9 protein-coding genes and 1 pseudogene are annotated in these 12,082 nt (G+C 61.8%); 3 read left to right on the top strand and 7 right to left on the bottom strand.

Annotation, left to right across the window (positions count from 1 at the left end; genetic code table 11):
* Window positions 1–14: 14 nt before the first annotated feature.
* The 7 genes from AC07V9_RS11415 to rfbB all read right to left on the bottom strand — a co-directional run bounded on the left by AC07V9_RS11415 (window position 15) and on the right by rfbB (window position 7,178).
* Window positions 15–485: a YiiD C-terminal domain-containing protein gene (locus AC07V9_RS11415; protein ID WP_495015822.1), complete on the bottom strand. Its 471-nt coding sequence runs from the start codon at window positions 483–485 to the stop codon at window positions 15–17.
* A complete protein-coding gene (locus tag AC07V9_RS11410; protein ID WP_495015821.1) occupies window positions 472–1,851 on the bottom strand; it encodes a sigma-54-dependent transcriptional regulator in 1,380 nt (459 codons plus the stop codon). The genes AC07V9_RS11415 and AC07V9_RS11410 overlap by 14 nt, the downstream gene beginning before the upstream one ends.
* The gene (locus AC07V9_RS11405) at window positions 1,848–3,659 is read right to left on the bottom strand and encodes a sensor histidine kinase (protein ID WP_495015820.1); all 1,812 of its coding nucleotides are present in this window, start codon (window positions 3,657–3,659) and stop codon (window positions 1,848–1,850) included. Before AC07V9_RS11405 ends, AC07V9_RS11410 begins: the two co-directional genes overlap by 4 nt.
* A 147-nt stretch (window positions 3,660–3,806) precedes the next feature.
* On the bottom strand, window positions 3,807–4,688 hold the full coding sequence (gene rfbD, locus AC07V9_RS11400; RefSeq protein WP_495015819.1) for a dTDP-4-dehydrorhamnose reductase: 882 nt from the start codon (window positions 4,686–4,688) through the stop codon (window positions 3,807–3,809).
* A complete protein-coding gene (rfbC, locus tag AC07V9_RS11395; protein ID WP_495015818.1) occupies window positions 4,685–5,230 on the bottom strand; it encodes a dTDP-4-dehydrorhamnose 3,5-epimerase in 546 nt (181 codons plus the stop codon). The genes rfbD and rfbC overlap by 4 nt, the downstream gene beginning before the upstream one ends.
* Window positions 5,227–6,102 (bottom strand): glucose-1-phosphate thymidylyltransferase RfbA, encoded by an 876-nt coding sequence (rfbA, locus tag AC07V9_RS11390; protein WP_495015817.1) that lies wholly within the window; start codon window positions 6,100–6,102, stop codon window positions 5,227–5,229. The genes rfbC and rfbA overlap by 4 nt, the downstream gene beginning before the upstream one ends.
* Window positions 6,099–7,178, bottom strand: a complete 1,080-nt coding sequence (rfbB, locus tag AC07V9_RS11385; protein WP_495015816.1) for a dTDP-glucose 4,6-dehydratase — start codon at window positions 7,176–7,178, stop codon at window positions 6,099–6,101. Before rfbB ends, rfbA begins: the two co-directional genes overlap by 4 nt.
* 281 nt (window positions 7,179–7,459) lie before the next feature.
* Between rfbB and AC07V9_RS11380 the strand changes: the two genes are divergently transcribed.
* From AC07V9_RS11380 to aguA, 3 genes and pseudogenes are all read left to right on the top strand, one after another.
* Window positions 7,460–10,378 (top strand): aminotransferase, encoded by a 2,919-nt coding sequence (locus AC07V9_RS11380; protein WP_495015815.1) that lies wholly within the window; start codon window positions 7,460–7,462, stop codon window positions 10,376–10,378.
* A gap of 232 nt (window positions 10,379–10,610) precedes the next feature.
* A pseudogene (locus AC07V9_RS11375) lies at window positions 10,611–10,853 on the top strand (N-carbamoylputrescine amidase); the annotation flags it as partial.
* A gap of 3 nt (window positions 10,854–10,856) precedes the next feature.
* The gene (gene aguA / locus AC07V9_RS11370) at window positions 10,857–11,963 is read left to right on the top strand and encodes an agmatine deiminase (protein ID WP_495015814.1); all 1,107 of its coding nucleotides are present in this window, start codon (window positions 10,857–10,859) and stop codon (window positions 11,961–11,963) included.
* The last annotated feature ends 119 nt before the right edge of the window (window positions 11,964–12,082 follow it).

Raw genomic sequence — 12,082 nt, 5'->3', positions numbered from 1 at the left:
TTATCGCCATTGCTTCAGCGATGTAGCACGTACTGTCCTACAAACGTCACTGCCGAGGCCTCTGAATCCTCGACTACGATTCGCGTGTCCAACGCCAGTCGCGTCCTCCCGTAGCGTTGGTACATTTTCACGAACTTGTCCCAGGCCGCCTCGTCCGGCGCATCGCAGATCGCCACGGCGTCGCATTTGACAGGCAGCGGATAGCTGATCTGGCCCTCCTGAATCACGATGTGGCCGTCGTCGATTCCCGCTTCTTTCAAACGCAGATACAGCCAGCCCCAGCCCGCCAGTACTGCGCCGCAATACAGACTGCCGCCGAACAGCGTGCTCTTGTGGTTGATGTTCTGCGCCAACGGCAGATGCAGGCGCAGCTGGTGGTTGTGCCAGCTGATGACTTTCACGCCCATGTCGCGAGTCAAGGGGATGTCCTGGTGCAGAACGTTTTCGAGAGTTTGGGCTATCGAACCTGGATCACTCGTTGTCATCGGAACCGCCGCCACTGAAATTCAGACCATGTTTGCGCAGTTTGTCGTGCAATGTTTTGCGCGGCACGCCGAGGGCTTCGGCCAGGCTGCGCACCGAGCTGTGAGGGCGAGTCAATTCGGCTGCGATGAGGGCGCGCTCGAACGCTTCGACCTGCTCGCTAAGCCCGCCGGTCGAGGCCGGCATGTTGTGCGGCGCTGCGCCTTCGAGCTCCAGTTCCAGACCCAGGGCGAAACGCTCGGCAGCGTTTTGCAGTTCACGTACGTTGCCCGGCCAGCTGTGGCGCAGCAGCATCGCCCGATGACCCGGCTGCAGCTCGTGACGTGGCAAACCATGGCGCAGGCTGGCGGCATCGGCGAAATGCTGGAACAGCACCAGTGCGTCTTCTCCCCGCTCGCGCAGGGGCGGAATGCGCAGCGGTGCGACGTTCAGGCGATAGTACAAGTCCGCGCGAAAGCGACCCTGATCGGCGGCGTGGCGCAGGTCCTCCTTGGTCGCGGCGACGATGCGGATATCCAGCGGGATCTGCTGATTGCCGCCCAGCCGTTCGACCACGCGCTCCTGCAACAGACGCAACAGCTTGACCTGCACGTCCATGCTCATGCTTTCGATTTCGTCGAGAAACAACGTACCGCCGTTGGCGAATTCGAACTTGCCGATGCGGCGTTTTTGCGCGCCGGTAAAGGCGCCAGGCTCATGGCCGAACAGCTCGCTCTCGACCACTGATTCGGCCAGCGCACCTGCGTTGATCGCCACGAACGGGCCGTTGCGGCGGGTGGACAGATCGTGCAGCGCACGGGCCACGACTTCTTTGCCCGCGCCGGTTTCGCCGAGAATCAGCACGTCGGCCTTGGTTGCCGCCAGCGCGCCAATCTGATCGCGCAGGCGCTGCATGTGTGGCGAGAGCCCCACCAGACGCGCGCTCAATTGCTGGCGATCACTCAGTTCCAGGCGCAGGCTGCGGTTGTCCAGCACCAGTCGGCGCAAGGCCAGGGCGCGGCGCACACTGTCGAGCAGGGCGTCGCTGGCAAAGGGTTTTTCCAGAAAATCATAGGCCCCGGCGCGCATGGCCTGCACCGCCAGCGGCACGTCGCCGTGGCCGGTGATCAGCAGCACCGGCAGTTCCGGGTCCTGGGCGTGAAGCTGATTCAACAGCTCAAGGCCGTCGATGCCTGGCATGCGGATATCGCTGACGATGACGCCCGGCCAGTCGCGCTCCAGGCGCGCTTGCAGGCCTTTGGCGTCGCTCAGTGGCAGGATTTTCAGGCCGGCTAGATCCAGGGTCTGGCTCAGGGCTTGACGCAGGTGCGGGTCGTCGTCGATCAGCACGACCTGAATGCGGCTGTCGATGGCGGTGTCCGTGGTCATGCAGATAGATCCTCCGGCGGTTGAAGACTGCTTCCTGAAGCCCCGGTGCGCAGGCGCAGCGTCAGCAGTGCGCCGCCTTCCGGATGATTGGCGAACAATAACTCGCCGCCCAGGGCGCGCATCAGCGTATCGCAGATCGCAAGGCCCAGCCCCAGGCCCTGAGTGCGGGTCTTGGTGGTGAAGAACGGCTCGCGCGCATGCTCCAGCGCCTCGCGAGAAAAGCCCGGGCCGTTGTCGCGAATGTAAAGGTTGACGCCCTCGCCGTTGTGCTCGGCACTTATCCACAGTTTGCGTGGGGGGCCTTTTTCGGTCAGCGCATCCAGCGCGTTGGCCAACAGATTGCCCAGCACCTGGCGCAAACGGGTCTCGCCGGCCTGCACCCACAACGTGGCGTCCGGCAGATCACGAATCAGTTCGACGTCCATGGCGCGCCGACGTTTGGCCAGCAACGCCAGTGCGTCGTCCAGCGCCGGTTGCAGGGCCACGCTTTCCGGGGCATGGCGATCGCGACGGGCAAAGGCGCGCAAGTGGGCGATGATCGAGGCCATGCGCCCGGTCAGTTCGCTGATCAATTTGAGGTTGCCGCGAGCGTCATCGGTGCGTTGGTGATCGAGGAGAATTTCGGCGTTTTCCGCATAGCTGCGGATCGCTGCCAGCGGCTGGTTGAGCTCGTGGCTGATGCTCGCCGACATGGTGCCCAGCGCCGACAGTTTGCCGGCCTGTACCAGTTCGTCCTGGGCGCGGAACAGCTCCTGCTGGGCATGTTCACGCTCCAGGACTTCCTGACGCAGGCGTCGGTTGAGGCCTTCCAGATCACTGGTACGTTCGACCACCCGCGCTTCCAGTTCACGCCGCGCCTTGCCTTCGAAATGGATGCGATCCAGATAGTGGCGACGTCGCTGCATCATGATGCCCAGCAGCAACATCAGCACCAGCAAGGTCGCGCCGCCGATCGCCACGACGGTGCGCACAGGCCGCGAGACCAGCACTTTGGGCGCGAGAATGCTCACGCTCCAGCCGGTTTCATCGATCTGCTGGGTCTGGGTCAGCCAGCCATTTTCGTCGAGCTGCAAGGGGCGTGGATCGCGGGTCGGGTAGGGTTGGATAGCAACGATGGCCTGCTTCTCTTCCTCGCTGAGCGGGCGTGTCGCGCGGAATCGCCAGTTGGGGTTTGAGGTGAGGATTACCACGCCATTGTGGTCGGTCACCAGCAGTTGCTCGGGGGTCTTGCCCCACAGGGTTTCGGTCAGGTCCAGGTCGACCTTGACCACCAGCACGCCGATCACGGTATTGCCGTCACGCACGGCGGCGGCAAAAAAATAGCCACGCTTGGCCGAGGTCGTTCCCAGCCCGAAGAAACGCCCGAGCTTCCCGGCCATGGCATTGCTGAAATACGGCCTGAAGGCAAAATTTCGGCCGACGAAGCTGTCGCGCTTGTCCCAGTTCGAGGCTGCGAGGGTGTCGCCGTTAGGGGCCATCAGGTAAATGACTTCGGCCCCGGTCTGGCGCGCGGTGTTCATCAGCAGCAGGTTGGCCTGTTCCTGAGTCGGCTTGTCTTGAGGGTTGGCCAGTGCGGCGCGCAGACCCGGCAGGTCGCCGAGGATTTGCGGCAACACTTCATAGCGATGCAGCGTGCCAAGCAGGTTGGCGACATAGAGGTCCAGCGTCTGGCGATTCTGGCTCAGCAGTTCGGTGCGGTAGTAATGTTCGGCCAGGCGTTCGAGCGGCCACAGCAGCGGCGCCAGAATCAAGGCCAGCAGCGCGAGGCTGCGCCAGCGGGGGCGACGGGGAAGGGTGGTGCTGTTCATCGTATGCGTACGCTGCCGATTTTTGTGGTGCCTGCATCGACGTCTCGCGGATCAATCCGCTCCCACAGGGGGAATGTGTCTTTCTGTGGAAGCGGATTGATCCGCGAACGAGCGCGCAGCGGTCGCAATAGATTACACGTGATTCGCCTATCGCTGCTGAGCCAGGCACTCCAGCATTGCGTCGTGCCAATCCGCTTGGCTGACGCCCCATTCGCGCTGCAGACGGCTGCAGTCCAGGCGCGAGTTGAGCGGGCGTTTGGCGGGGGTGGGGTAGGCGCTTGAAGGAATCGGCTCAAGCGTGGCGCAAGGCTTGCCGGCCTTGACCCACTCCTGACCAATGGCCTGTGCGAAGCCGAACCACGACGTCTCGCCAGCGGCGGTCAGGTGATAGACACCCCAAGCCCCCGGCTTGCCGTCACGCCAGCGCTCGATCAACTGACGGGTGCTTTGGGCAATGGCGCCTGCCCAGGTCGGCGCGCCGATCTGGTCGGCCACGATAGTGAGCTTTTCGCGTTCCTGCAGCAGACGCTGCATGGTCAGCAAAAAGTTGCGCCCGGTCAGGGAGTACACCCAACTGGTGCGCAGGATCAGGTACTGACCGCCCGCTTTCTCGATGGCCTGCTCGCCCGCCAGCTTGCTGCTGCCATAAACCCCCAAGGGGTTCGGTGTGTCGAACTCCGTCCACGGACCATCCTTGCTGCCATCGAACACGTAGTCGGTGGAATAGTGAATCAGCGGAGTTCCCAGCGCGGCGGCTTCCTCGGCCAATACGCCTGGGGAAGTCGCGTTGATCGCGAACGCCAGATCCGACTCGCTTTCGGCCTGGTCCACCGCCGTGTGCGCGGCGGGGTTGATGATCAGGCCCGGTTCGAGCTCACGCACCACCGCCCGGATCGACTCGGGCTGGCTCAGATCCAGCTGATCACGACCCAGCACGATCAGCTCGCCCAAGTCCTTGAGGCTGTGCTGCAAGGCCTGGGAGACCTGGCCGTGCTGCCCGGTAATCAGGATTCGCAACGGCGCACTCATGGAAACAGGTCCGCGTCTTTCAGGCTTTTACCCACCTGGTCTTTGGCCGACAATTTGGGGGCTTCGTTCAGGCCCCAGTCGATGGCCAGTTCCGGGTCATCCCAGCGAATGCAGCGTTCGGCTGAGGGGGTGTAGTAATCAGTGGTTTTGTAGAGGAATTCGGCGTGATCGCTCAGTACCACGAAGCCGTGGGCGAACCCTGGGGGAATCCACAGCTGGCGATTATTGGCGCTGGATAGTTTGATAGCGACCCAGCGACCAAATGTGGGTGAGCTGCGACGAATGTCTACCGCGACGTCCAGCACCTCGCCGGCAGTGACCCGCACAAGTTTTCCCTGGGTGTGTTCTATCTGGTAGTGGAGTCCGCGAAGGACCCCACGCTGGGATCGCGAGTGGTTGTCCTGGACGAATTGCCAATCCAGTGCGGTGGCCTCAGCAAAGACCTTGGCGTTGAAGCTCTCATAGAAAAAACCCCGCTCGTCGCCGAAAACCTTGGGTTCAATGATGAGCACATCCGGCAGTTCACTCGCGAATACGTTCACTGACTCTCTCCTGCGATCTTGAACAGATACTGACCGTAGCCGGTCTTGCCAAAGTACTTCGCGCGGCCGAGCAGATGAGTCCGATCGATCCAGCCGTTCTGGTAGGCGATTTCTTCAAGGCAGGCCACCTTCAGGCCCTGGCGATGCTCAATGGTCTGCACGTACTGCGAAGCATCCAGCAGGCTGTCGTGGGTGCCGGTGTCGAGCCAGGCGAAGCCACGCCCAAAGCGCTCGACGCGCAGGTCGCCACGCTTGAGATAGGCGTTGTTGACGTCGGTGATCTCCAGCTCGCCGCGGGGCGACGGTTTCACGTCCTTGGCGATCTGGATAACGTCGTTGTCGTAGAAATACAGACCCGTCACCGCGTAGCTGGATTTCGGCGCCTTGGGCTTTTCTTCGATGGACAGCGCGTTGCCATTCTCGTCGAAGTCGACAACGCCGAAGCGCTCTGGATCCTTGACCCAGTAACCGAATACGGTCGCACCGGTTTTGCTGGACGCCGCGCGCTTGAGCTGATCGCCGAAGTGCTGACCATGGAAAATGTTGTCACCCAGAATCAGGCACACGGAGTCATCGCCGATGAAATCTTCACCGATCAAAAACGCCTGCGCCAGACCGTCCGGTTTAGGCTGCTCGGCATAACTGAAGTGCACGCCGAACTGACTGCCGTCGCCCAGCAGGGCGCGGTATTGCGGCAGGTCCAGCGGGGTGGAGATGATCAGGATCTCCTTGATCCCCGCCAGCATCAGCACCGAGATCGGGTAATAGATCATCGGCTTGTCGTAGATCGGCAACAGCTGTTTGGAGACGCCGAGGGTGATCGGGTGCAGACGTGTGCCGGAGCCACCTGCCAATACGATGCCTTTAGTCATGCGATCAGATCCTTCACGTGGGTGCCCAGGCGTTCGCCCTGATAGCTGCCGTCCTGCACGTTGCGGCACCATTCCAGGTTGTCGAGATACCACTGAACGGTTTTGCGCAGCCCGGACTCGAAGGTTTCTTCAGGCGTCCAGCCCAGTTCGCGCTCGATCTTGCTGGCGTCGATGGCGTAGCGCATGTCATGGCCCGGGCGGTCGGTCACGTAGGTGATCAGGTCCGCGTAGTGGGCCACGCCTTTGCGCTGTTCCGGCGCGAGTTCTTCGAGCAGCGCGCAGATGCCACGCACCACGTCGATGTTCTTCTGCTCGTTGTGACCGCCGATGTTGTAGGTCTCGCCGACCTTGCCTTCGGTGACGACCTTGAGCAGCGCGCGGGCGTGGTCTTCGACGAACAGCCAGTCACGCACTTGCAGGCCGTTGCCATAGACCGGCAGCGGCTTGCCTGCGAGAGCGTTGAGAATGACCAGCGGAATGAGTTTTTCCGGGAAGTGGAACGGCCCGTAGTTGTTCGAGCAATTGGTCACGACAACCGGCAGACCGTAGGTGCGCTGCCACGCCCGAACCAGGTGATCGGACGCCGCCTTGCTGGCCGAGTACGGCGAGCTTGGCGCATAAGGCGTGGTCTCGGTGAACAGGTCATCGACGCCATGCAGGTCGCCATACACTTCGTCGGTGGAAATATGGTGAAAGCGAAACGCAGCGCGCTCGGCTTCCGGCAGGGTCTGCCAGTAACCACGGGTCGCTTCCAGCAGGCTGTAGGTGCCGACGATGTTGGTCTGGATGAATTCCGACGGGCCATCGATGGAACGGTCGACGTGGGATTCAGCGGCCAGGTGCATGATTGCGTCAGGCTTGAAGCGCGCCAGCACGTTGCTGACTTCAGCCTGATTGACGATGTCCTGCTGAACGAATTCGTAACGGGTATTGGTGACGATGCTTTGCAGCGACTCAAGGTTGCCCGCGTAGGTCAATTTGTCGAAGTTCAGAACGTCATGGTCGGTGTTGTTGATCAAATGGCGGATCAGCGCAGAGCCGATAAAACCGGCGCCACCGGTGACAAGTATTCGCATAGGTAAACCTTCTTCCCTGTATGAACATCGAGTTAACGAAGCATAGCTTGTGGGCGGGCGGTGTCAGGCGCAAGGCGCAAAGGGCTCAGAGGCCATGAAATTATTTGATGACCAGCGGCTTAAAGCGTCATAAAACCGCCGTGAGTGTCTCATCCGCTTAACGACTACGCTATCTATCGATCGTTCAAACGGTTTCTTTAATGCCGTCTACAACGGGGTTGCCAATTTTGTGGGCAACTGGCGATATTGCCCGTCCATCCATTCCCCCTTGGACCTTTCACATGCCGCTCGCCACATTGATTCGTCGCTCCAGCCTGCCGTGCCCGCAGATCACTCATGATCAGGCAGCCGATCTGCTCTCGACGCATTACGGGCTGGCGGGGGCGCTGAAGGAGCTGGGCAGTCAGCAGGATCGCAATTTTCGGGTCGATGCCGGCGACGGGCGGCGCTTCGTCCTGAAGGTCTGCTGCGGCGATTACTCAACGGTCGAGCTGGCGGCTCAGCACGCAGCGCTGCGGCATCTGGGCGCACAGTCGGATGTGCGCGTGCCGGGTGTCGTGCCTGCGAAGAATGGCGAAGACCTGTTATCGCTCGAAGTCGGAGGGCAACCTGTCCACGTGCGCCTGCTGGAGTTCATCGACGGGCAATCGCTGGCAGAGGTTCGGCATTTGAGCCGCGACGTCGTCACCCGTCTGGCCGAGCTGTGCGCCCGTGTCGATGTCGCGCTGGCAGGCTTCGAGCACTCGGGGCTTGAGCGCATTCTGCAATGGGACCCGCGCCACGCCAGTGCGCTGATCAAGCACCTGCTGCCGGTCATCGACAACGCCGACGCGCGCGCCTGCATCGACAAGGCCACCGCAGAAGCCCATCGGCGATTGCTGCCATTGATTGCCGCGCTTCCCATGCAAGCGATTCACCTGGACATCACCGAATACAATGTCGTCTGGCGCCGTAATGCCCATCACCTGTGGCAGTTGCAGGGCTTGATCGACTTTGGCGATCTGGTGCGCACCTGGCGCATTGCTGATCTGTCGGTGACCTGTGCTGCGCTGCTGCACCATGCCGAGGGCGATCCGCTGTACATCCTGCCGGCGATCCAGGCTTATCACGCGATCAACCCGTTGCAGGTCCAAGAGCTGAAGGCCCTGTGGCCGCTGATCGTCGCCCGCTCGGCGGTGCTGGTGCTCAGCAGCGAGCAGCAGGCCAGTATCGAGCCGGGCAACACCTACATCCAGGCGAATCTGGCGAGCGAGTGGAACATCTTCGACGTCGCCACATCGGTGCCGATGGCGCTGATGGAAGCGGCGATTCTCAATGCGGTGGGACAGCTCGAAGCGTCCGTCGAGCCAGCCGGTTTTTCGCCTTTGCTGCCGAGCTTGAGTGGACAGGCTTTCACTGCTGTTGATCTGGGTGTGCTCAGCGAACACTTCGAAGCTGGCAATTGGGAACAAAGCGAGATCGACGAGCAATTGCTCAAGGAGGCTGCTGACGCTCATGGGCTGGCCGCCAGTCGCTACGGCGAGTACCGGTTGTCGCGGACCTTGCCTGACAGTGCTCGTGAGCCTGAGACCTTCGCGCTGCACGTCGAACTGCAGATACCCCACGGCACCGCTGTGCATGCCCCTTTCCACGGCACGCTACGCCACACCGCTGATGGCGCGATGGCGCTGGTGGGCAGGGACTGGGCGCTGCGCCTGTGGGGCGCGCGTTCGGATTTCGATTCGGGTGTCGAGTTTGGCGCTGGCGATGTGATCGGGCAGGGCGGTGGCTCGCTGATCGTGCAGTTGTGCACCGAGCAGGATGTCAGCCCGCCGTTGTTCTCGACCCCTTCAAGGGCCGCGGCGTGGCGCGCGCTGTGCCCTTCGCCCAAGGCCCTGCTGGGTTTCGACTGCGATGCGCCCCAGGCACAGGATTCGGCCGAGCTGCTGGCCCGACGCGACGCCAGCTTCGCCCGTTCGCAGAAGCACTATTACCAGGCCCCGCCGCAAATCGAGCGTGGCTGGCGCAATCATCTGTTCGACATGCAGGGGCGCTCGTACCTGGACATGCTCAATAACGTGGCCGTGCTCGGTCACGGTCACCCGCGCATGGCTCAGGTGGCGGCCAGGCAGTGGGCGCTGCTCAACACCAACTCGCGCTTTCATTACGCGGCCATCGCCGAGTTTTCCGAGCGTCTGCTCAAGCTGGCGCCAGACGGCATGGACCGGGTGTTTCTGGTCAACAGCGGGACCGAGGCGAACGATCTGGCGATTCGGCTGGCGTGGGCCTACAGCGGCGGGCGCGATGTTCTGAGCGTGCTGGAGGCGTATCACGGCTGGTCGGTGGCCACTGATGCGATTTCCACCTCGATTGCTGACAACCCGCAAGCGCTCAGCACGCGGCCGGACTGGGTGCATCCGGTGGTCGCTCCCAACACCTATCGCGGCGAAGCCCGCGGCGCGGACAGCACGCCCTTTTACCTGAAAAGCGTCGATGCGCATCTGGCGCGTCTGGCCGAGCAGGGCAGGCAACTGGCGGGCTTCATCTGCGAGCCGGTGTATGGCAACGCGGGCGGGATTTCGCTGCCGCCGGGGTATCTGCGCGAGGTGTATCAGAAGGTCCGCGCGCAGGGTGGCGTGTGCATCGCCGATGAGGTTCAGGTCGGTTACGGGCGTCTGGGCCACTATTTCTGGGGCTTCGAAGAGCAGGGCGTGGTGCCGGACATCATCACCATGGCCAAAGGCATGGGCAACGGCCATCCCTTGGGCGCGGTCATCACACGCCGGGAAATCGCCGAGGCGCTGGAGGCCGAGGGGTATTTCTTCTCGTCTTCGGGCGGCAGTCCGGTGAGCTGCCGGATCGGCATGGCGGTGCTCGACGTCATGGAGGAAGAAAAGCTCTGGGAGAACGCTCAGGAAGTAGGCGGTTACTTCAAGGACCGGCTGCTGGCGCTGATCGACAAACACCCGCTGGTCGGCGCCGCTCATGGTTCGGGTTTTTATCTGGGGCTGGAACTGGTGCGCAATCGCCAGACGCTCGAGCCTGCCACCGAAGAAACCACCTACCTATGCGATCGCCTGCGCGAGCTGGGCATCTTCATGCAGCCCACAGGGGATTACCTGAATATCCTCAAGATCAAGCCGCCGATGGTCACCACGCGCCGTAGCGTCGATTTCTTCGTCGACAACGTGTCGAAGGTGCTGAGCGAGCTTGAGGACTGACGAGTCTCGCCCTTCTAGCTGACATGGAACGGCCCCTGTGGGAGTGAGCTTGCTCACGAGGACTGACGTTTCGACGCAGAGAATGTTTCGGATGTGCTGGCCTCTTCGTGAGCAAGCTCACTCCCACCGGTTAATAGGTGGCTTGCAAATTAATATCGAATAAAAGTGGTATGTATAAACCGCTACAAGCCCTCATAGCTTTTAAGTCAGATATTTATCGGCTATAAAGACGCCCAGATTGTCATTGCTGATCTGTTTGCTCGGCGCGGAAATGCTGTTCTACCCGACCGCCATCGACAGCGCGCCCCACGACAAGACATCAGCTCCGCGATCACTGGCAACGGGTGCAACAGAGCCACGCGGGCGCTAACCTGACGAACTGGAAGACATTCGCAGTGCCTGGGGCACTTTCCGTGACCGCCGTCCCAACCTGTACGGCCCACTCAAAACCCTCGATGGCTCACTGGAGTCCTGATCAATGACCACACTCAACAGCACACCCCGCGCCGACGGCTTCTATATGCCTGCCGAGTGGGCCCCGCAAACCCAGACCTGGATGGTCTGGCCCGAGCGTCCTGACAACTGGCGCCTGGGCGGTAAGCCGGTGCAGAGCGCCCACGTCGCCGTGGCCAAGGCCATTGCGCGTTTCGAGCCTGTAACCGTGGCGGTTTCCGCCGCGCAATACGACAACGCCCGCGCGCGTCTGGACGTACCGAACATTCGCGTTGTCGAGATCAGCAACGATGACGCCTGGGTGCGCGACACCGGCCCGACTTTCGTCATCAACGATGACGGCGAAGTGCGCGGGGTGGACTGGGGCTTCAACGCCTGGGGTGGTTTCGACGGCGGCCTGTACTCGCCGTGGAATCTGGATGAGCAGCTGGCCAGCAAAGTGTTGGAAATCGAGCGTTGCTCGCGTTACGTCACCGAGGGTTTCGTGCTCGAAGGCGGCTCGATTCATGTCGATGGTGAAGGCACGCTGATCACCACCGAAGAATGCCTGCTCAACCGCAACCGCAACCCGCACTTGTCTCGCGAAGAAATCGAAGGGGTGTTGCGCGATCATCTGTCGGTAGAAAAAATCATCTGGCTGCCGGATGGCTTGTACAACGACGAAACCGACGGTCATGTGGATAACTTCTGCTGCTACGTGCGTCCCGGCGAAGTGCTGCTGGCCTGGACCGATGACCCGAAAGACCCCAACTACCCGCGCTGCCAGGCCGCCATGGGCATTCTGGAAAACGCTCGGGACGCCAAGGGCCGCCCATTCATCGTGCACAAGATGCCGATCCCCGGTCCGCTGTTTGCCACGCAAGAAGAGTGCGCAGGCGTTGATCAGGTGCACGGCAGCCAGGAACGCAACCCTTCGGTGCGCCTGGCCGGGTCGTACGTGAACTTCCTGATCGTCAACGGCGGCATCATCGCCCCGAGCTTCGATGATCCGCTGGACGAAACCGCGCGCCAGATCCTTCAACGCCTGTTTCCAGAACATGAGGTGGTCATGGTGCCGGGCCGCGAGCTGCTGCTGGGCGGCGGCAACATTCATTGCCTGACCCAGCAACAACCGGCGCCGCACCGTCGCTGAGTTGGTTCACTTCTTGCTGTCATCAAAGCCCATCGGACGATGGGCTTTTTTGTGGGTAGCGAATTCTCGTTTGCCCCTCGGAAAAGTCTTCGCAGTTAGCTAAACGGTTACCGCATTCG

This window comes from Pseudomonas sp. GW821-FHT02A11 (assembly GCF_059421985.1).
The sequence above is the reverse complement of the archived record's forward strand: the minus strand, read 5'-3'. Positions and strand labels throughout refer to the sequence as shown.